This window comes from Streptomyces lacrimifluminis (assembly GCF_014646095.1).
Lineage (GTDB): Bacteria > Actinomycetota > Actinomycetes > Streptomycetales > Streptomycetaceae > Streptomyces > Streptomyces lacrimifluminis.
Genome location: NZ_BMMU01000012.1, coordinates 64528 through 84018 on the forward strand (window position 1 = coordinate 64528; position 19491 = coordinate 84018).

At 70.5% G+C, this 19491-nt stretch carries 16 protein-coding genes; 1 reads left to right on the top strand and 15 read right to left on the bottom strand.

What is annotated here, in order from left to right; translation table 11 throughout:
- Window positions 1-3: 3 nt before the first annotated feature.
- From IEY89_RS19390 to IEY89_RS19460, 15 genes are all read right to left on the bottom strand, one after another.
- Window positions 4-852 carry a TatD family hydrolase gene (locus IEY89_RS19390; protein WP_189148704.1) on the bottom strand — a complete coding sequence of 283 codons (849 nt, stop codon included), beginning with the start codon at window positions 850-852 and terminating at the stop codon, window positions 4-6.
- Window positions 852-1514, bottom strand: a complete 663-nt coding sequence (locus tag IEY89_RS19395; RefSeq protein WP_189148705.1) for an EboA domain-containing protein — start codon at window positions 1512-1514, stop codon at window positions 852-854. Before IEY89_RS19395 ends, IEY89_RS19390 begins: the two co-directional genes overlap by 1 nt.
- Window positions 1511-2641, bottom strand: a complete 1131-nt coding sequence (locus IEY89_RS19400; protein WP_189148706.1) for a sugar phosphate isomerase/epimerase family protein — start codon at window positions 2639-2641, stop codon at window positions 1511-1513. Before IEY89_RS19400 ends, IEY89_RS19395 begins: the two co-directional genes overlap by 4 nt.
- The gene (locus IEY89_RS19405; RefSeq protein WP_229695316.1) at window positions 2638-3990 is read right to left on the bottom strand and encodes an inositol-3-phosphate synthase; all 1353 of its coding nucleotides are present in this window, start codon (window positions 3988-3990) and stop codon (window positions 2638-2640) included. Before IEY89_RS19405 ends, IEY89_RS19400 begins: the two co-directional genes overlap by 4 nt.
- A gap of 104 nt (window positions 3991-4094) precedes the next feature.
- A complete protein-coding gene (locus IEY89_RS19410) occupies window positions 4095-5453 on the bottom strand; it encodes a ThuA domain-containing protein (RefSeq protein ID WP_189148707.1) in 1359 nt (452 codons plus the stop codon).
- 11 nt (window positions 5454-5464) lie between these two features.
- Window positions 5465-7960: a PQQ-dependent sugar dehydrogenase gene (locus IEY89_RS19415; RefSeq protein ID WP_189148708.1), complete on the bottom strand. Its 2496-nt coding sequence runs from the start codon at window positions 7958-7960 to the stop codon at window positions 5465-5467.
- 83 nt (window positions 7961-8043) lie between these two features.
- Complete coding sequence (locus IEY89_RS19420; protein ID WP_189148709.1) at window positions 8044-9048, bottom strand: sugar phosphate isomerase/epimerase family protein; 1005 nt, start codon at window positions 9046-9048, stop codon at window positions 8044-8046.
- A gap of 15 nt (window positions 9049-9063) precedes the next feature.
- A complete protein-coding gene (locus IEY89_RS19425; protein WP_189148710.1) occupies window positions 9064-10284 on the bottom strand; it encodes a Gfo/Idh/MocA family protein in 1221 nt (406 codons plus the stop codon).
- Window positions 10285-10508: 224 nt separating this feature from the next.
- Window positions 10509-11558 (bottom strand): substrate-binding domain-containing protein, encoded by a 1050-nt coding sequence (locus IEY89_RS19430; RefSeq protein WP_189148711.1) that lies wholly within the window; start codon window positions 11556-11558, stop codon window positions 10509-10511.
- Between the two features lie 17 nt (window positions 11559-11575).
- Window positions 11576-12595 carry an ABC transporter permease gene (locus IEY89_RS19435; protein WP_189148712.1) on the bottom strand — a complete coding sequence of 340 codons (1020 nt, stop codon included), beginning with the start codon at window positions 12593-12595 and terminating at the stop codon, window positions 11576-11578.
- Window positions 12592-14169: a sugar ABC transporter ATP-binding protein gene (locus IEY89_RS19440; protein ID WP_189148713.1), complete on the bottom strand. Its 1578-nt coding sequence runs from the start codon at window positions 14167-14169 to the stop codon at window positions 12592-12594. Before IEY89_RS19440 ends, IEY89_RS19435 begins: the two co-directional genes overlap by 4 nt.
- Before the next feature lie 128 nt (window positions 14170-14297).
- Entirely contained in the window at window positions 14298-15479 is a 1182-nt protein-coding gene (locus tag IEY89_RS19445) for an ROK family transcriptional regulator (protein ID WP_189148714.1), read from the bottom strand.
- 234 nt (window positions 15480-15713) lie between these two features.
- The gene (locus IEY89_RS19450; RefSeq protein WP_189148715.1) at window positions 15714-16667 is read right to left on the bottom strand and encodes a beta-ketoacyl-ACP synthase III; all 954 of its coding nucleotides are present in this window, start codon (window positions 16665-16667) and stop codon (window positions 15714-15716) included.
- A 138-nt stretch (window positions 16668-16805) separates the two neighbouring features.
- Window positions 16806-16955 carry an MFS transporter small subunit gene (locus IEY89_RS19455; RefSeq protein WP_189148716.1) on the bottom strand — a complete coding sequence of 50 codons (150 nt, stop codon included), beginning with the start codon at window positions 16953-16955 and terminating at the stop codon, window positions 16806-16808.
- Window positions 16930-18264 (bottom strand): OFA family MFS transporter, encoded by a 1335-nt coding sequence (locus IEY89_RS19460; protein ID WP_189148717.1) that lies wholly within the window; start codon window positions 18262-18264, stop codon window positions 16930-16932. Before IEY89_RS19460 ends, IEY89_RS19455 begins: the two co-directional genes overlap by 26 nt.
- Before the next feature lie 340 nt (window positions 18265-18604).
- On the opposite strand from IEY89_RS19460, the gene fdhD reads away from it, so the two are divergent.
- Window positions 18605-19462 carry a formate dehydrogenase accessory sulfurtransferase FdhD gene (gene fdhD, locus IEY89_RS19465; protein ID WP_189148718.1) on the top strand — a complete coding sequence of 286 codons (858 nt, stop codon included), beginning with the start codon at window positions 18605-18607 and terminating at the stop codon, window positions 19460-19462.
- The last annotated feature ends 29 nt before the right edge of the window (window positions 19463-19491 follow it).

A 19491-nucleotide genomic window follows, 5' to 3' on the forward strand; every position in this document is an offset into this window, starting at 1 on the left:
CGGTCACTCCCCGCCGCGCAGGACGGAGTTGCCCTCGTGGGTGGCGTCGGTCGCGTCGACGTCGAGATCCTGTCGGCCGCTGAGTCCGTAGAAGGCGACCGGGTTGCGCCACAGGACGAGGTCGACGTCGTCCTCGGTGAAGCCCTCCGCCAGCATCAGGTCGCCGACCCTGCGGGTCTTGAGGGGGTCGCTGCTGCCCCAGTCGGCAGCGGAGTTGACCAGCACCTGTTCAGGGCCGTAACCGCGGAGGATCGCGACCATCCGTTCCTCGTCCATCTTGGTCTCCGGATAGACCGAGAAGCCGAGCCAGCAGCCGCTGTCCTTGGCCTCCTTGACGGTGGTCTCGTTGAGGTGGTCGACCAGGACGTGGTCCGGGGACAGGGCGGACTCCCGTACGACGTCGAGGGTGCGGCGCAGGCCCGCGAGTTTGTCGCGGTGCGGGGTGTGGACGAGCGCGGGCAGCTCGTGGTCTGCGGCGAGCTGGAGCTGGGCGGCGAAGGCGGTGTCCTCGGCCGGGGTCATCGAGTCGTAGCCGATCTCACCGACGGCGACGACGCGGTCCTTGGCGAGATACCGGGGCAGTTCGTCGAGGACGGGGGTGAGGCGGGGGTCGTTCGCCTCCTTGGGGTTGAGGGCGATCGTGCAGTGGTGGGCGATGCCGTACTGGGCGGCCCGGAAGGGTTCCCAGCCCAGCAGGGAGTCGAAGTAGTCGAGGAAGGAGGCGGGCGAGGTGCGCGGCTGGCCGAGCCAGAAGGAGGGTTCGACTACGGCGCGGACACCTGCGGTGTACATGGCCTGGTAGTCGTCGGTGGTCCGTGACGTCATGTGGATGTGGGGGTCGAAGATGCGCATCAGGACTCCTTGGCTTCGGGCGCCGTCAGGGCCAGGACGCGGTGCAGGTCCTCGGGGACGGGCCGGCCGGCTGCGGTGCGTTCGGCTGCGTAGTCGTCGAGCATGCGGGCGAGTTCCGTGTCGGCCTGGGCCCTGTGCTGGAGGTCGGCCACCGCGTCGACGGGCACTCCGGTGAACAGGCACTTCAGCACGGCGTGGCGCCAGTTGTGGGCGTCCAGGTGACGGGCGGCGTAAGGGCCGACCGCCGCGGCGACGAGACGGGTGTCGTTGGTGCGCAGGGCGTCCTCGACCAGGGAAAGGGCGTCGGGGCCGGCGACCAGGTGGGGCAGGGCGTGCAGGACGGCTCGGCGTTCGGCGGCGGTGCCCTGCCGGTAGACGCGGGTGAGGGCGTCCGGGCCGGCGTGGGCGGCGTGCAGGATCAGGACGCGTACGGCGTCCGCGTGGTCGGTGCCGCAGCGGCGGCCGGCTTCGGCGAGGCGCAACTCCCAGGCGGAGATGGGTCCGTGTCCGCCGGAGCGGGCGGCTGCCTCGTCCAGGGCGACGGCGAGCCAGGCGCGGGCGGCTTCGCCGAGGTGGGCGGTGATCTGGGTGCGGAGGCCGTCCAGCGGGGTGAGGGGGCTGTCTGCTTCGGTGGTGCCCGGACCGGCGTGGGGATGGGTCATGGGGTGCTCCCTTCGGCCGGGGTGATGGAGTGCCGGGCCGGAGTGGTGAAGGAGGTGGTGGAAGCGGCCGTCTGATTCGCGGCGATCGAGGCGGCGGCATACGGAGGGGAGGTCTGCGGGGCGCCGGTGGGCCGGGGTGCCGTGGCGGTCGGCGCTGCGGCCTCGGAGGAGCCGACGGGAGGGGCCGGGGTGGCACGGACCGCACTGCGGAGGAAGCGGAGGGAGTGTTCGGCGTGGTGGGGGCCCGCATGGGAGTGGCGGGGGAGTTCCACGACGGTCAGGCCCCGGTAGCCGGTGGCGGCCAGGGCGGCGAGTACGGGCGGGAAGTCGATCTCTCCGTCGCCGAAGGGGAGGTGTTCGTGGATTCCACGGCGCATGTCCTCGATCTGGACGTGGCGCAGCCAGGGTGCGGCGGCGCGGACGCAGTCGGCGGGCGGGAGTGGTTCGAGGCACTGGCAGTGGCCGATGTCGAGGGTGAGGCCGAGGGGCTCCGGGTCGTCGAGTGCGCGGCGCAGGCGGTGGAAGTCGGCGATGGTGGCGAGCAGATGGCCGGGTTCGGGTTCGACGGCGAGCGGGACGCCTGCTGCGTGGGCAGCGTCCAGGACGGGGGCGAGGGCTTCGGTCAGGCGGTGCCAGGCGGTGTCCGGGTCCGTGTCGGCGGGGGTGATGCCGCTGAAGCAGTGCACGGCGTGGGCGTCCAGGTCGGCGGCGACTCGTACCGCCCTGAGCAGGAGGTCGACGCGTCGTGAGCGGTCGTCCGCGTCGGGGTCGAGGAGAGAGGGGCCGTGTTTGCGGCGTGGGTCGAGTACGTAGCGGGCGCCGGTTTCCACGGTGACACCGAGACCGAGGGTGGTCAGGCGGCGGGCGACCCGCCGGGTGCGGGCGGGGAGGCCGCGGGCGAGTGGGTCGAGGTGCATGTGGTCGAGGGTCAGGCCGACGCCGTCGTAGCCGAGGTCGGCGAGCAGGCCGAGGGCGTCGTCGAGGCGGAGGTCGGCGAGGCCGTTGGTTCCGTAGCCGAGGCGGAGGTCGGTGGTGGAGGAGTCGTGCGGTGCCCTGGGCCGGTCGCGTTCCTGGCTGCCCCGGTCCCGTGCGCCGCCTCCGGCCGTCGCCCCGGGTCGCGAGCTCACCGGCGTTCCCCCTTGCCGTCGGCAGGTGGCCCGCCCCGGGGCCCGCTCGGGCGGCGGCCCTCCGTCCCGGTGTCCGCGTCCCGGCCCGACCCCTTGTCCGACAGCCCCGTCGGTCCCGCCGACCTCTTACCCGCCGGCCCCGCCGATCCCGCCGGCCCCGCCGCCCCCGCCGCCCCCGCCGGTCCTGCAAACACCGCTGGTCCCGCCAGTACCGCTGACTCTCCCCCGCCCCGCAGGCGCCCCGCGAACGCCACCAGGTAGGCGTATTGCTCCGCCAGTCCCGGCGGGCCGTCGCCGACCGGGTCCTTGAAGTAGAAGCCGAGTTCGCTGAGAGGGCCGGAGAGGCCGGTTTCGTGAGCGCGGGCGGTGAGGCGGGCGAGGTCGAGGACCAGGGGGGCCGCCAGGGCCGAGTCGCAGCCCTGCCAGGTGGTCTGGAGGATCATGCGGGTGCCGAGGAAGCCGTCGAAGGCGATGTGGTCCCAGGCGGTCTTCCAGTCGCCGAGGGACGGGACGTCGTCGATGTGGACCACGCCCTCCGGTGTCGTCCCGAGGGTGTCGGCGAGGACGCGTTCCTTGCCTGCGTTCTTCGCCGCCGCCGCGGAGGGGTCGGCGAGGGAGGCTCCGTCTCCCCCGCCGAGCAGGTTGGTGCCCGACCAGGCGCGGACCTCCAGTGCCCGTTGCGCGAACATCGGGCCGAGGACCGACCTGAGCAGGGTCTGACCGGTCTTGCCGTCACGGCCCGCGTAGGGCAGCCCGCTGGTCGCCGCCGCGTGGGCCAGCTCCGGGTGGTGCAGCCCCGCCGACGGTGTGAAGTTGACGTACGAGCAGCCGGCGCGCAGGGCCGCCACCGCGTACAGCGAGCTCGGCGGGAGTGCGGTGCCGGTCGGGGCCGGCTCCGTGGAGGCAACGTTCACCACCACCGCCCGGGTCAGGTCGTGGCGTCGTACGAAGTCCTGGATGTCCGCGGCGAAGGCCGCCGTCAACTGGTCCGGGGTTCGGGTGGTGTCGCCGGGAACAGGGCCGCCTGGCCTGATCTCCCGGTCCGCGGCGGCCAGTTCGGAGGCGATCGCCGACGACAGTCCGTACGGCAGGACGCCTGCCGCCGTCAGTGCCTCGGCGCGTTTGGGCAGCGGGCAGTCGACGGTGTCGTGGCCGCCGAAGACGAGGGCGGAGAGGGGTGGGAGGCCGCAGTCCGTGAACGGGGGTGTCTCGGTGACCATGCCGGTGGGACGGTGCAGTCCCGCTGTCACGGCGGCGCACCCCGCGACGACTGTGGTGGCGACGGAGCCTCTGGCGCCGATCAGCCATACCCCCACACGGGTTCGAGGACGGGACGACGACGTGGACATGGGCAGCCTCCTTGTCGTTCACGGAGTTCGCACCCTCCGGCAGCGGGCCCGGGAGGGAAAGGAAGGCGGCGGGCGGAGGTCCGGCGTCCCCCGCCCGCCGCCGCTCAGTCGCCCGCGGCAGCCGGGCTCGCCGGCGCGGTCACGGGCAGTTCCTTGATCCGGATGTCGCGGAAGGACACCTGGTCGTCGGCTCCGTGGTTCTGGACGCCGATGTGACCGTCCCGCAGGCTGCGGGCCGGATCGGTGTTGGTGAAATCGTTGATCTGCACACCGTTGAGCCAGACGCGGAGCCGTTCGCCCTCCACGCGGATCTCGTACGTGTTCCACTCCCCCGGCGGATTCAGCGCGCGGTCGCGCTTCCTCAGGTCGGCGGAGCGGAAGCCGTACACGGCCCCGGTGGTGCGGTCGGGGGCGTCGGTCGCGTCGATCTGGATCTCGTAGCCCTTGTCGACCGCCGACCACGGGTCGTCCGAGGGCGGGAAGCCCACGAGCACCCCGGAGTTGTCGTCGCCGCGGGTCTTCCAGTCCAGCTTCAGCGAGTAGGCGCCGAAGCCGCGGTCGGCGTACCAGAGCATTCCCATGCCGCCCGACGACGTCAGTGTGCCGTCGTCGGAGACGGTGAAGGTGCCGGGGCCCGCCTGTTTCCACCCATCCTGTGAGGTGCCGTCGAAGAGCGGCTGGTAGCCGTTCTCCGGGCGGCAGTCCGCCTGGACCCTGCCGGTGGCCCAGCGCAGTCCGCCCAGCAGGTGCTGCCGGAGTGCCGGTTCGGAGTACGCGGACGACAGGTGGCCGACGCCGGTGTAGAAGGAGCGTCCGCCCGCGTAGTTCTGGCACCAGGCGATCGGGTGGTCGCCGTTCATCGTGCCGCCGGTGTACGACGACTCGTCGAGGGAGGCCAGGACGCGCACCGAACTCCGTGGATTGGAACGGTAGTTGTACCACTCGTCGGTACGGTTCCACTCCGCGCCCAGGGCCGAGGTAGCCGGGTGGGCGCGGTCCTCCACCACCGTGCGGGCCGGCTGGATCGCCGGGTGCCCCTGGAAGTAGGCGCCGACGAGGCCGCCGTAGAACGTCCAGTCGTACTCCGTGTCGGCCGCCGCGTGGATACCGACATAGCCGCCGCCGTGGTGGATGTAGTTCTCGAACGAGGCCTGTTGACGGTCCGTCAGTACGTCGCCGGTCGTCGAGAGGAAGACGACGGCCGCGTAGCGGCGGAGGTTCGCCGGGTTGAACGCCGCCGCGTCCTCCGTCGCGTCGACCCTGAAGCCGGCGCTCGCGCCGAGCTCCTTGAGCGCCGTGACACCGGCGGGGATCGAGTCGTGCCGGAAGGCCGCCGTCTTGGAGAAGACCAGCACCCGGTCGGCGTGCTGTGGTCCGGGCTTGGAGACCGCTGGTGTCGACATGCTTCCGAGGAGCAGTGCCGTGCCTGCAACAGCGGTGACCGTCCGGCCTGTTGATCGCATGTTCACTCCCCTCAGCCCGTGGTGAAGGTGAAGTCGTCCACCTCGTACAGGTCGCCGCTCGCCGCTCCCTTGAAGACGAGGTAGAGCGTGGTCGTGCCCTGCGGTGCGTGGGACAGGGTGGCGGTGACGTTCTGGTAGGTGTCCCAGCCGCCGGTCGTCGGTACGGTCGTACGGCCCAGCACCTTGCCGGTCGGGGAGCCCGCGCGGATCTCCAGCTTGCCGCCCGCGCCGGCCGAGGCGACGCGTGCAGTGAGCGACTTGGCGTTGCTCAGGACGTACGGCGTGAACGCGATCCAGTCACGGTTGTCGATGTCGCCGACGGTCTTGGCGCCGTTGGCGGACTCGCGTGAACTCACCGCTGTGCCCGAGGAGTTGTTGAAGTGCTCGGCCTGGCGGTGGGTGGGCTGGACGACGTTCTGGTCATGGGTGGTCAGGGGTGCCTGGCCGCCGCCTCCGAGGTCGGTGTACTGGGCGTCGAAGACCCCGAAGATGTTGGCGTTCGGGTCGTGGCCGCCGTCGGCGCTGGTCTGGATGGTGCCGGAGCAGCCCTTCGCCGAGGTCTGCGGGTGGCCGTGGCTGTCGTGACCGAGGATGAAGGTGACCTCGACCTTCGAGCAGTCGATGCTCCGGCCGTCCTCCCGGTCGGTGACCTTCACCTTGAACGGGATGGCGTCACCGAAGGCGAACAGCTGTCCGTCCTGCGGGAGTTGGAGGACCACCTTGGGCGCGGTGTTGCCGACGACGACCTGGACGCTCGCACTGCCCGTGCGGCCGGTGGTGTCCTTCGCGGTCACCGTCGCCGTGTACGTCCCGTTCTTCCTGTACGTGTGGGAGGGGTTCGCCGAGGTCGACGTACCGCCGTCGCCGAAGTCCCAGCTGTACGTGAGGGCGTCGCCGTCCTGGTCGGTGGTGCCGGCGGAGGAGAACCTCACCTTCAGCGGGGCCTGTCCGGAGGTGACGTCCGCGGCGGCCTGTGCCACCGGGGAGTGGCCGTCGGTGGCGTTCTCGATGCGGTACAGGGCGGAGTGCTCGTCGCCGCCGAACCACGAGACGCCGTAGTCGAGGACGTACAGCGCGCCGTCCGGACCGAAGGCCATGTCCATCACCTGGGTGCCGGTCCACGGGATGTCGTTGATGGACTGGACGGTCCCGTCGGCATCGCTGCTGATCCGCTTGATCCAGCGGCGGCCGAACTCACCGGCGAAGAAGTCGCCGTCGTACGCCTCCGGGAACTTGACCGGAGAGTCGAGCGCAGGTTCGTAGTGGTAGACCGGGCCGCCCATCGGTGACTCGGAGCCGTCGCCGAACTCCGGTACGGACGCACCGTCGTAGGGGATCCAGGCGGCCTGCGCCGGGGGAAGGTCGGTCAGGCCGGTGTTGTTGGGCGAGGTGTTCTTCGGGGCGGCGCAGTCGAAGGCGGCGCCGGAGGTGCCGGTGGCGAAGTCGTAGTCCACGTAGGGGTCGTTGGCACCGGTGCAGTACGGCCAGCCGTAGTTGCCGGGGCCCGTGACGCGGGCGAACTCGACCTGTCCCCCGGGGCCTCGGGCCGGGTCGGCCGCGCCCGCGTCGGGACCGTACTCGCCGATGTAGAGGATGCCGGTCGCTTTGTCGACGCTGAAGCGGAACGGGTTGCGGAAGCCCATCGCGTAGATCTCGGGGCGCGTCTTCTCCGTGCCGGGCGCGAACAGGTTGCCGTCGGGGACGGTGTACGAGCCGTCCGCGTTGACCTTGACGCGCAGGATCTTGCCGCGCAGGTCGTTGGTGTTGCCGGACGAACGCTGGGCGTCGAAGGCCGGGTTGCGGTTCGCGCGCTCGTCGATGGGCGTGAATCCGTCGGACTGGAAGGGGTTGGTGTCGTCGCCCGTCGACAGATACAGGTTGCCCGCCGCGTCGAAGTCGATGTCGCCGCCGACATGGCAGCACAGGCCGCGCGAGGCCGGGACGTCGAGGATCTTCTTCTCGCTGGCGTTGTCGAGGGTGCCGTCGGCGTTGAGGACGAAGCGGGAGAGCCGGTTGACACCGTCGAAGGGTGCGAAGTCGGCGGCGGTGCCCGTCTCCGGGGCGTCGCCCGCCGGGGTGTTCAACGGGGGTGCGTAGTACAGGTAGATGAAGCGGTTGGAGCTGAACTGCGGGTCCACGCCGATGCCTTGGAGGCCCTCTTCGTCGTGGGAGTAGACGTCGAGTTTGCCGGCCAGCCGGGTGTTTCCGGCGGCGTCGGTGATGCGGAGTTCGCCGTCGCGCGAGGTGTGCAGGACCGACCGGTCCGGGAGGACGGCGAGCGACATGGGCTCGCCGACCTCCGGTTCGCCCTTGGCCAGGGTGACCTGCTGGAAGTCCTCGGCGGCGGTGGGCTCGGCGACGGCTGCGCCGGCCTGAGGTGCGACCAGCGTCAGTGACGCTCCCGCGAGCAACACGCCCGTGAACAGGGCGAGCGCTCTGCGGACTCCGAGGTGTCGTCTGCGACTTCCGATTCTGCCGGTGCGGGTGGTGCCGTGTTTCGCGTGCACGAATGCCTCCAGAATGGAGCTCGTGGTACATGCGGGTGCGATACGCCGGGGTGCGCCGTCACCCCGGAACACTCAGGAGCAGCTCAGTCGTTGCTGCCGAACGCCGCGTCGAACGAGGCCGACGGCGGGTCGAAGTCGTACGCCTTGAGGCGGGTCAGCGCCTCGGGTGCGCCCTGGAGCCGGTCCATGCCGGCGTCCTCCCACTCCACGGAGATGGGGCCCCGGTACTCGATGGAGCGCAACATGCGGAAGACGTCCTCCCAGGGGACGTCGCCGTGGCCGGCCGACACGAAGTCCCAGCCACGGCGCGGGTCGCCCCAGGGCAGATGTGAGCCGAGGCGGCCGTTGCGGCCGTCGAGCCGCTTGCGGGCCTCCTTGCAGTCGACGTGGTAGATCCGGTCGCGGAAGTCCCACAGGAAACCGACCGGGTCCAGGTCCTGCCACACGAAGTGCGAGGGGTCGAAGTTCAGACCGAAGGCGGGCCGGTGGTCAACTGCGGTCAGGGCTCGCTGGGTTGTCCAGTAGTCGTAGGCGATCTCGCTCGGGTGGACCTCGTGCGCGAACCGCACGCCCTGGGCGTCGAACACGTCCAGGATCGGGTTCCAGCGGTCCGCGAAGTCCTGGTAGCCGCGGTCGATCATCGACTCGGGGGCGGGCGGGAACATCGCGACCAGATGCCAGATCGCCGAGCCGGTGAAGCCGATGACGGTGTCGACGCCGAAGGCGGCGGCGGCCCGCGCGGTGTCGGCGATCTCGGCCGCCGCCCGCTGTCGTACGCCCTCCGCGTCGCCGTCGCCCCAGATACGGGCGGGCAGGATCGCCTGGTGCCGCTCGTCGATGATGGCGTCGCAGACGGCCTGGCCGACCAGGTGGTTGGAGACCGCCCAGCACTTGAGGCCGTACTTGTCGAGGAGTTGGTGACGGCCCGCCAGATAGGACGGGTCCGCGAGGGCCTTGTCGACCTCGAAGTGGTCGCCCCAGCAGGCGAGTTCGAGCCCGTCGTAGCCGAAGTCACGGGCGAGGCGGCAGACCTCTTCGAGAGGCAGGTCGGCCCACTGGCCGGTGAAGAGTGTGAAGTCGCGCGGCATTCTCGTCGAGCCTCCTCAGACCGATATGGATGAGACCGCTATGGGTGTGTAGGCGGAGTTCTTCTCCGCGCTCTCCTCGACCGCCGCCAGGACGCGTTGCACCTGGAGGCCGTCCGCGAAGGACGGCCGGGGCCGGCTGCCCTGCGCGATCGCGAGGACGAGGTCGCGGGCCTGGTGGACGAAGGAGTGCTCGTAGCCGAGGCCGTGGCCCGGCGGCCACCAGGCGTCCAGGTAGGGGTGGTCGGGTTCGGTGACGAGGATGCGGCGGAAGCCGGCGTGCGTACCGGGCTCGGTGCCGTCGTGGTAGGCGAGTTCGTTGAGGCGTTCCAGGTCGAAGGCCAACGAGCCTCGTTCGCCGTTGAGTTCGATGCGCAGCGCGTTCTTGCGGCCGGTCGCGTACCGGGTGGCCTCGAAGGAGGCGAGGGCGCCCGAGGTGAAACGGCCGGTGAAGACGGCGGCGTCGTCCACGGTGACCTGGCCTGCGCCGGCGGTCGCGGTGGCGGTCAGCCCGCTGGTCGGGCCGCCGGGCAACGGGCGTTCGCGTACGAAGGTTTCGGTGAGGGCGGAGACTCCGGCGAGGGGTTCGCCCGCGAGGTACTGGGCGAGGTCGACGATGTGGGCACCCAGATCGCCGAGTGCTCCCGATCCGGCCGCCTCCTTGCGCAGCCGCCAGGTGAGCGGGAACTCCGGGTCCACCAGCCAGTCCTGAAGGTAGGTCACCCGAACGTGCCGCAGGGTGCCGAGCCTGCCCTCGGCGACCATGGAACGGGCGAGCGCGGTGGCGGGCAGGCGACGGTAGTTGAAGCCGACCATGGCCAACTGACCGCGCCTCGCGGCCTCTTCGGCCGCCGCTGTCATCGCCTCGGCTTCCTCGACGGTGTTCGCGAGAGGCTTCTCGCACAGTACGTGCTTGCCCGCGGCGAGGGCGGCGAGGGCGATCTCGGCGTGGCTGTCGCCGGGGGTGCAGATGTCGACGAGGTCGACGTCGTCCCGTTCGAGCAGGGCACGCCAGTCGGTTTCGGCCGCCGCCCAGCCGTGCCTGTCCGCTGCCGCTCGGACGGCACCGGGGTCTCGGCCGCAGATCGCGGCGAGCACCGGGCGCCGGGGCAGGTCGAAGACACGGCCCACAGTGCGCCAGCCCTGGGAGTGGGCCGCCCCCATGAACGCGTATCCGACCATGCCGACGCCCAGTGCCGGCTTGTCGGCCTCGGCGGCGTCTGCCTGCGGCTGTGCCATGCGGATGTCCTCCTCGTCGATTGCACTGTCGGGGGTGTCTGCTCCGGGGCCAGGCGTGGTGTGTCGGCTGCGGGTGCATCGTGGCTGGTCGCGAAGTTCCCCGCGCCCCTTCGGGGCGTGGCCGATCAGCCCCCGCCACCGGCCCTCGCCCGCTCCTCCCGGAGCCGGCTCCACAGACCGGCCCCGGGCACAAGCCCAACTCCCAGCCCCTGACCCCGGTCCCTCTACTTGAAGCCGGTCGGCATGTACTGGTCGACGTTGTCCTTGTCGACGACCGCCGAGTAGAGCGTCAGGGAGGACGGGATCTCGAACTCGGAGAGGCCGCTCACCCCCTTGGCCTGGCCCAGCGCGCGGGCCAGGTCGATCGCCGACGCGGCCATGGTGGGCGGATAGAGCACCGTCGCCTTCAGGACACCGTTGTCCTGTTTGATGGCCTGGAAGGCGGCGAGGGCGCCCGCGCCGCCGACCATCACGAAGTCGTCGCGGCCAGCCTGTTCGATCGCCCGCAGCGCGCCCACGCCCTGGTCGTCGTCGTGGTTCCACAGAGCGTTGAACTTGGGCTGCGCCTGGAGGAGTTGGGCCATCTTGGCCTGGCCGGACTCGACCGTGAACTCGGCGGCCTGGCGGGCCACCTTCTTGATGTTCGGGTAGTTCTTCAGGGCGTCGTCGAAGCCCTGGGTGCGCTGCTTGGTCAGTTCCAGGTTGTCGAGGCCGGCGAGTTCGATGACCTTGGCGTCGTCCACGTCCTTGAGCTGCTCACCGATGTAGTGACCAGCGTTGAGACCCATGCCGTAGTTGTCGCCGCCTATCCAACAGCGGTACGCCTGCGGGGTGTTGAAGATCCGGTCCAGATTGACGACCGGGATGCCGGCCCGCATCGCCTTCAGTCCGACCTGGGTGAGCGCCTTGCCGTCGGCGGGCAGGATCACCAGTACGTCGACCTTCTTGTTGATCAGCGTCTCGATCTGGCCGATCTGCGCGGCGGTGTCGTTCGAGCCCTCGGTGATCTCCAGCGTCACGTCGGAGTACTTCTTCGCCCGGTTCTTGGCGTTGTCGTTGATCGCGTTGAGCCAGCCGTGGTCGGCCTGCGGTCCGGCGAAGCCGATGGTGACGGCCTTGCCGGGGGTGTCGGCGGCAGCCGGCTGGTCGTCGTTCCCGGCGGGTTCGTCGTCCGGCTCGTTGCTGGTGCAACCGGCGAGCAGGGCCCCTGCCCCGACGGCGGCGGTTCCGAAGAGCAGTCCTCTGCGGCTTGTGAACGGCGTCGACTCTGGCATGACGGTGAACCCTTCCCTCAGGTCGTGCTTGCGGTACGGCGCTGGACGAGCACGGCGGCGACGATGATCGCGCCCTTGGCGATCTGCTGCACATCGCTCTGCAGGTTGTTCAGGGCGAAGATGTTGGTGATCGTGGTGAAGATCAGGACACCCAGCACGGAGCCGACGATGGTGCCGCGACCCCCGCTGAGCAGGGTGCCGCCGATGATCGCGGCGGCGATGGCGTCCAGCTCGTACAGGTTGCCGTTGGTGTTCTGGCCCGAGCCGGACAGGATGATCAGCAGGAAGGCGGCGATCCCGCAGCACAGTCCGGACAGGAGGTAGAGGTAGAGGCGCTGGCGGCGTACGTCGATTCCGGCGAGCCGGGCCGCCTCCGCGTTGCCGCCCACGGCCACCGTGCGGCGGCCGAAGGTGGTGCGGTTCAGGATCAGCCAGCCGATGATCGTCACTACCGCGAAGACCAGCACCAGTGGCGGGATGCCGAGGATGTACGCGTCGCGCTCGCCGAGGTCGAGGACGCTGTCGATCGTGACGATCTGCGTCGCGCCGTCCGTGATCTGAAGGGCGAGTCCGCGCGCCGAGGCCAGCATGGCGAGGGTGGCGATGAAGGGGACCATTCCGCCGTAGGCGATGAGCAGTCCGTTGACCAGTCCACAGCCCACTCCGACGAGCACCGCGGTGAAGAGGATGCCCGCGAAGCCGTACTCCTGGGTGGCGACGGTGGTCGCCCACACCGAGGCGAGTGCCACGATCGCGCCGACCGACAGGTCGATACCGCCCGACATGATGACGAAGGTCATGCCGACGGTGACGACACCGATCACCGAGCCCTGGGTGAGCACGAGTTGGAGGTTGCGGGTGTCGAGGAACTCGTCTGGCTTGGTGATGCCGCCGACGACGATCAGTGCGGCGAGGACACCGAGGAGGGAGAGGGTGCGGACGTCGGCGCGGGCCACCGTGGTTCGCCAGGCCGGGAGTTGACCGGTCGAGGGGACCTTGTCGGTGCTGTCGCGCGGCGGGGACACGGGCTGTGTCATGATGCGGGGCCCCTTCCACCGGCCGCCGGGCTGTCGACCGCAGAGGATGCGCTGGCCACAGGGGCTCCTTCCATGACGAGGTCGAGCACGCGGTGTTCGTCGAGTTCGCGGGCGGGTGCCGTGTGGACGACCTGGCCCTCGCGCAGGACCAGGACACGGTCGGCGAGGCCGAGCACCTCGGGCACTTCACTGGAGACCAGCAGGACGGCGAGGCCCTCGTCGGCGAGGCGGCGGATCACCGCGTACAGCTCGGCGCGGGCGCCGACATCGACACCTCTGGTGGGTTCGTCGAGCAGCAGGACACGGCAGCCGCGCAGCAGCCAGCGGGCGAGGACCGCCTTCTGCTGGTTGCCGCCGGAGAGGGTGCGGACGGGTACGGAGGGGTTGTCCGGCCGTAGCGACAGCTCGCGCGTGGCGGCGCGGGCCGCGCCCAGTTCGGCGCCCCGGTCGATCCAACCCCCGCGTGCGAAGCGGGACATGGAGGAGACCGACACATTGCGGGTGACGGACTCCAGCATCAGCAGGGCCTGCGCCTTGCGTTCCTCGGGGGCGAGCCCGAGCCCGGCGCGCACTGCGGCCCGTACGCTGCCCGGCCTCAACACGCTGCCGCCGACGATGACTTGACCGGCCGTCGGCTTTCGGGCGCCGTAGATCGTCTCCAGGATCTCCGAGCGCCCCGACCCGACGAGGCCGGCCAGGCCGACGATCTCGCCGGGTCGCACGGTGAGGTCGACGGGCGCGAACTCGCCCTCCCTGGCCAGCCCCTGGACCTCGAGGACCGGTGCGACGTCCGCGTCCCGCGGTGTCGCGGGGCGCTCCGGGAAGACGTACTCGACGTTGCGGCCGGTCATCAGGGCGACGACCTCCCGGGTCGGCGTGGACTTGGCGGGGAGCCCGCCGGCCACCGCCCGGCCGTCTTTCAGCACGGTCACGCGGTCGCCGATGCGGCGGATCTCCTCCAGCCGGTGTGAGATGTAGACGACGGCGACCCCGTCGGCGGTCAGGTCGCCGACGATCCGGAAGAGGTTGTCGACCTCCTCCGGGTCGAGTGCGGCGGAGGGCTCGTCCATGACGATCAGCCGTACGTCGTGGGAGAGCGCCCGCGCCATCGACACGATCTGCTGCTGCGCCGCCGACAACTCCCCTACCAGGCGCCCCGGTTCGACCTCCGGATGACCGAGTCGCTTGAGCAGCGCGGCAGTCGAGGCTTTGGCGGCCTTCCCCCGTACGACGAATCCGGCGGCCGTGGGTTCATGGCCGAGGTGGACGTTCTCGGCCACCGACAGGTGCTCCACCAGGTCGAGTTCCTGGTAGATGGTGGCAATGCCGAGGCGCATGGCGACGATGGGCGAGCGCAGGGTGACCGGCTCGCCACGCCAGCTGATGGTGCCGTCGTCGGGCTGGTGGGCGCCCGCCAGGACCTTGATGAGGGTGGACTTTCCGGCGCCGTTCTGGCCGAGCAGACAGTGCACCTCACCGGCCTGGACGTCGAGGTCGACGCCGTCGAGGGCTCGGACTCCGGGGAACGACTTGGTGATGCCGGACATGCTGAGCAGCGGTGGTTCTGGTGCCATGACGGTTCCCCTTGGCGGGCGTGCGGGCCGGTTGCAGGGTGGATCGCTTGCTGGGCAGGCGTTTGCGCAGGGCAGAGCAGGGCGCTGTGCTGGTGGTGTGCGTCGGGTGACGCGGGTACGAAGTCGGCTTACGCGGGTGAGAACAGGTGGTCGCTGATGAGGCGGGCCGCGCCGATGACTCCGGCGGTGGGGCCCAACTCCCCCAGAACGATGGGCAGATTGCCGGTCGCCAGGGGCAGCGACTGACGGTAGACCTGGGTACGGATGGCGGCGAGCAGGGTGTGGCCGAGGCCGGTCACCCCTCCGCCGATCACCACCAGGCCCGGGTTGAAGAAGCTGACCAGACCGGCGATGACCTGGCCGGTGCGGTTGCCCCCCTCGCGGATCAGGTCGAGCGAGGCGGCGTCCCCGGCGGCAGCGGCGGCAGCGACGTCGACGGCGCTCAGAGCACCGCTCGCCTCCCACCGGGCCGCGAGTTCCTCCGAACGCCCTTGCTGAGCCGCCTCTTTGGCGTCGCGGGCGAGAGCGGCGCCACTGAAGTGGGCTTCCAGGCAGCCCCGGTTGCCGCAGGCGCACGGGCGCCCGTCGGGCACCGCCTGGATGTGTCCGATGTCGCCGGCGCTGCCCGTCACCCCACGGTGGACCTCACCGCCGACGACGATGCCGCAGCCGATCCCGGTGCCGATCTTGACGCAGAGGAAGTCGCCCACGGAGCGGGCGACGCCCGCGTGCTGCTCCCCCATGGCCATCAGGTTCACGTCGTTGTCGACCATCACCGGGCAGCCCAGTTCCTGACTGAGGGCCTCCCGTACGGGGAAACCGTCCCAGCCGGGCATGATCGGCGGGGCGACCGGTACGCCCTCGGGGAAGCGGACCGGGCCCGGGACGCCGATGCCGGCGCCGTCGAACCCCTCCGCGAGCCCGGAGGCTCTCAACTTAGCTGCCATGGACAGGACTTGCTCGAAGACCGCGACCGGGCCCTCGCGTACGTCCATGGGCTGGTTGAGGTGTCCCAGCACTTCCAGTTCGGCGTTGGTGACCGCGATGTCGATCGAGGTCGCGCCGATGTCGACGCCGAGGAAGCGCAGGGCGGGGGCGAGCCGGATGTTGTGGGAGCGGCGACCGCCTCGCGAGGCGGCGAGTCCGTCGGCCACGACCAGGCCCGTCTCCAGGAGACGGTCTACCTCCACGGCCAGCTTGGACCGCGACAGGTCGACCTGATCCCCGAGCTGGGCCCGGGAGTTGGGCCCACCGTCACGCAGCAGGCGCAGCAGCCGCGCCTGGTGGGCGTTCGCGGGACGAGCGGTCATGCGTCTCACAAGCCCCTCCCCGCCTAGTCAGGCACCAACCGGCCACGCTTTCCGGCCACTTCGCCGGGCTTTCGAGTGGAACGTAGCAGCGACCGCCGGGGCTGGGAAGAAGTTGAGCAAGGATTGCCACTGACTTCTTCCACTGAGAGGACAAAGAAGAAGGCGCCACGAGGGCGCCCTGGGTGGACCGCAGACGGCCCACCCGTCCATGGTGAGATCACGGGCCCGCGCCGCTCACGGGCAGCGGACGACCTGCCCGGCGTAGGAGAGGTTGCCGCCGAAGCCGAACAGCAGGACGGGGTCGCCGGTGGCGATCTCGCCGCGTTCGACCAGCTTCGAGAAGGCGAGCGGGATGCTGGCGGCCGAGGTGTTGCCTGACTCGATGACATCGCGTGCCACGACGGCGTTCACCGCGCCGATCTTCGCCGCCAGCGGTTCGATGATGCGCAGGTTGGCCTGGTGCAGGACGACGGCGGCGAGCTCCTCGGGGGCCAGGCCCGCCCGCTCGCAGGCCTGGCGGGCCATGCGCGGCAGCTGGGTGGTGGCCCAGCGGTAGACACTCTGCCCCTCCTGCGCGAACCGCGAGGGCGTGCCCTCGATCCGTACCGCGTTTCCCATCTCGGGTACCGAGCCCCACAGCACCGGCCCGATACCGGCGGGTCCGACGGCATCCGCCGGACAGGCTTCGACGACCGCCGCGCCCGCCCCGTCCCCGACGAGTACGCAGGTCGTGCGGTCGGTCCAGTCCGCCACCGCGGACATCTTGTCGGCGCCGATGACGAGGGCCCGTACCGATCCCCCGGCCCGTACCGCGTGGTCGGCGGTGGCCAGGGCGTGGGTGAAGCCCGCGCACACGACGTTGAGGTCCATCGTGGCCGCCGAGGGGACGCCGATCCGGTTCGCTACGCGGGCGGCCATGTTCGGGGAGCGGTCGACGGCGGTCGAGGTGGCGACGAGGACGAGGTCGATGTCGCTCGCGGCCAGCCCTGCCGCCGCGAGCGCCTTGGCGGCGGCATGCGCGGCCAGCTCGTCGACGGGCTCGTCGGGGCCGGCGATGTGGCGCGTACGGATGCCCACCCGGCTTCTGATCCACTCGTCGCTGGTGTCGACCAGGCCCGCCAGATCCTCGTTCGTGAGCACCTTGGCGGGCTGGTAGTGACCGACAGCGGCGATGCGCGAGCCGTTCATGGGTGGTCCCCCTTGCTGCTTTTCGGTAGCGGGATCCACCAGTCTGATCAGTGACTCGCCAGTACGTCGGCACGCGATGCCACAGGATTAACGTGGAAGGGTTGTCGGCTTCTATCAGACCTCGAAATGCCCGAACACCTACCCTGTGAACAGCTGTGTCGCCTTCTGCACGAGCTCGTAGACGCCGTAGCAGAGCGGCGCCCCCACCCACAACCAGGCGAACGCGATCAGAGGCCGGCGGTCGGGCGGCGTGCCCGCGCTCTCAGACGGACTGCTCTCGCTGGACATCGGCGGCCTCCTTCGGTGCGGGGACGTGGTGGCGGGGATCTACGGGGCGGACGAGTTCGTTGGCGACGAAGCCGACGGCGAGCAGGCCGATCATGATGGAGAACGACAGCCCGTAGAGCGCCGAGCCGTGCTTGCCGGCCTCCTCCTGCCGGTCGGCGATCCAGTTGACGATCAGCGGGCCGAGGACACCTGCCGTGGACCAGGCGGTGAGCAGCCGCCCGTGGATGGCGCCGACCTGGTAGGTCCCGAAGAGGTCCTTCAGATAGGCGGGGACAGTGGCGAAGCCGCCGCCGTAGAAGGAGAGGATCACCAGGGCGCACAGGATGAACAGCGGCTTGGAGGAGTCCCCGAACCAGGCGATCGACGCGTACATCAGCGCCCCCACGCCGAGGTAGACGCGGTAGATGTTCTTGCGGCCGATCAGGTCGGAGGTGGACGACCAGCCGATCCGGCCCGCCATGTTGGCCGCCGACAGCAGCGCGACGAAACCGGCCGCCGCCGACACCGAGACCGGTGTGGAGCTGTCCGCGAAGAAGTCCTTGATCATCGGCGCGGCCTTCTCCAGGATGCCGATACCCGCGGTCACGTTCATGCAGAGGATCACCCACAGGCACCAGAACTGCGGGGTCCGCACGGCGCTGCGCGCGGAGACCTGGACACCCGTGAGAGCGCTCGGCCCGCTCACCCCGTCTGCGGCGGGCTTCCCGCTGCGCGGCACCCGTACCAGAAGCACCCCGAGCGACATGAACACGGCGTACGTCAGTCCGTGCACAAGGAAGGCGAGGGCGATCCCGGAGCTGTCGGAGCCGAACGACTCCAGCATCCGCGCCGACCAGGGCGAGGCGATGAGCGCGCCGCCGCCGAAGCCCATGATCGCGATGCCGGTGGCCATGCCGGGCCGGTCCGGGAACCACTTGATCAGGGTGGAGACGGGCGAGATGTAGCCGATGCCGAGGCCGATGCCGCCGACGAAGCCATAGCCGAAGACGATCAGCCAGTACTGCTCGGTGGCGGCGCCGAGCGAGGCGAGCAGGAAGCCGGAGGAGAAGCAGACCAGGGCGACGGTCATGGCCCAGCGCGGCCCGTTGCGCTCGACGAGGGTGCCGCCGAACGCGGCCGACAGACCGAGCATGACGATGCCGAGCTGGAAGGGCAGCGCGCTCTGTGTGCCGCTGAGGCCGAGCGCTGATTCCAGGGGCGGCTTGAAGACGCTCCAGGCGTAGGCCTGGCCGATGGAGAGGTGGACCGAGAGGGCGGCCGGCGGGACGAGCCAGCGGCTCCAGCCGGGGGGTGCTATGGGGGGACTCATGATCCCGGACGATAGGAACCGGCCGCAGGGTTGGGAAGGCGGCCGGTCGAACTCGCCGACCGTATGCGGTGAACGGTATCCGGCCTGCGCCGAACGGTCGTCCGAACCGGACGAACGGCATCCCGGCCACATGGAGCGGCGCTTCCGGGCCACGGGCGCCCTGTTCCCTCCCGTGCGCACCCCCTTGCCGGCTCATCCACCATACTGTAGACAATATGTCGTCAGCCTCTTCCCTGGCGGCGGCAGGGCCGCGTGAACCACAGCGCCACCTCGCGCGTGCAGGACAATGAGAACGAGAAGGTCACCTACCAGCACGTACAGAACCGGGGCTGATCAGGACATGGGACGAGTCACGGAACGACGCAGGGTGATCCGGATCCGGGGCGAAGAGATCTCCACCCGGCCGGACACGCTCGTCGCCGAGGAACCCATGGAGATCCGGCTGAACGGCAAGCCGATCGCGGTCACCATGCGCACCCCGGGCGACGACTTCGCGCTCGCCGTCGGCTTTCTGGTGAGCGAGGGCGTGCTGGCCGAGCGCCGCGAACTCCAGAACATCGTGTACTGCGCGGGCGCAACGGAGGACGGCTCGAACACGTACAACGTGGTGGATGTGCGGACGGCTCCGGACGTGGTGCTGCCCGACATCACGCTGGAGCGGAACGTGTACACGACGTCCTCGTGCGGCCTGTGCGGCAAGGCGAGTCTGGACGCGGTCCGTACGACGGCCCGCTGGGCCATCGACGACGGCGTCGGCGCTCCCCCGGTCCGGCTGACACCCGAACTGCTCGCCGGCCTGCCCGACCGGCTCCGCGCGTCCCAACGGGTGTTCGACCGGACCGGGGGTCTGCACGCGGCGGCCCTGTTCACGGAGGAGGGCGAACTGCTCGACGTCCGTGAGGACGTGGGCCGGCACAACGCGGTCGACAAACTGGTCGGCCGGGCGCTGCAGAACGGCGACCTGCCCCTGTCCCGCACGATCCTGCTGGTCTCCGGCCGGGCCTCGTTCGAGCTGGCGCAGAAGGCGGTCATGGCCGGGATTCCGGTGCTGGCAGCCGTCTCGGCGCCGTCGTCGCTCGCCGTCGGCCTGGCGGCCGAGTCGGGGCTGACCCTGGTGGGGTTCCTCCGGGGCGCCAACATGAACGTGTACGCGGGCGAGGACCGTATCGCCCTGCAAGCCGCGGCCTCCCAGGGCTGACCGGTTTCCCCGCGGCACGGCGGCGGGGC

Coding starts and splice junctions, on each gene's coding strand:
- IEY89_RS19390 (WP_189148704.1), bottom strand. CDS start 852: ATGCGCATCTTCGACCCCCACATCCACATGACGTCACGGACCACCGAC.
- IEY89_RS19395 (WP_189148705.1), bottom strand. CDS start 1,514: ATGACCCATCCCCACGCCGGTCCGGGCACCACCGAAGCAGACAGCCCC.
- IEY89_RS19405 (WP_229695316.1), bottom strand. CDS start 3,990: ATGTCCACGTCGTCGTCCCGTCCTCGAACCCGTGTGGGGGTATGGCTG.
- IEY89_RS19410 (WP_189148707.1), bottom strand. CDS start 5,453: ATGCGATCAACAGGCCGGACGGTCACCGCTGTTGCAGGCACGGCACTG.
- IEY89_RS19420 (WP_189148709.1), bottom strand. CDS start 9,048: ATGCCGCGCGACTTCACACTCTTCACCGGCCAGTGGGCCGACCTGCCT.
- IEY89_RS19425 (WP_189148710.1), bottom strand. CDS start 10,284: ATGGCACAGCCGCAGGCAGACGCCGCCGAGGCCGACAAGCCGGCACTG.
- IEY89_RS19430 (WP_189148711.1), bottom strand. CDS start 11,558: ATGCCAGAGTCGACGCCGTTCACAAGCCGCAGAGGACTGCTCTTCGGA.
- IEY89_RS19435 (WP_189148712.1), bottom strand. CDS start 12,595: ATGACACAGCCCGTGTCCCCGCCGCGCGACAGCACCGACAAGGTCCCC.
- IEY89_RS19440 (WP_189148713.1), bottom strand. CDS start 14,169: ATGGCACCAGAACCACCGCTGCTCAGCATGTCCGGCATCACCAAGTCG.
- IEY89_RS19445 (WP_189148714.1), bottom strand. CDS start 15,479: ATGACCGCTCGTCCCGCGAACGCCCACCAGGCGCGGCTGCTGCGCCTG.
- IEY89_RS19450 (WP_189148715.1), bottom strand. CDS start 16,667: ATGAACGGCTCGCGCATCGCCGCTGTCGGTCACTACCAGCCCGCCAAG.
- IEY89_RS19455 (WP_189148716.1), bottom strand. CDS start 16,955: ATGTCCAGCGAGAGCAGTCCGTCTGAGAGCGCGGGCACGCCGCCCGAC.
- IEY89_RS19460 (WP_189148717.1), bottom strand. CDS start 18,264: ATGAGTCCCCCCATAGCACCCCCCGGCTGGAGCCGCTGGCTCGTCCCG.
- fdhD (WP_189148718.1), top strand. CDS start 18,605: ATGGGACGAGTCACGGAACGACGCAGGGTGATCCGGATCCGGGGCGAA.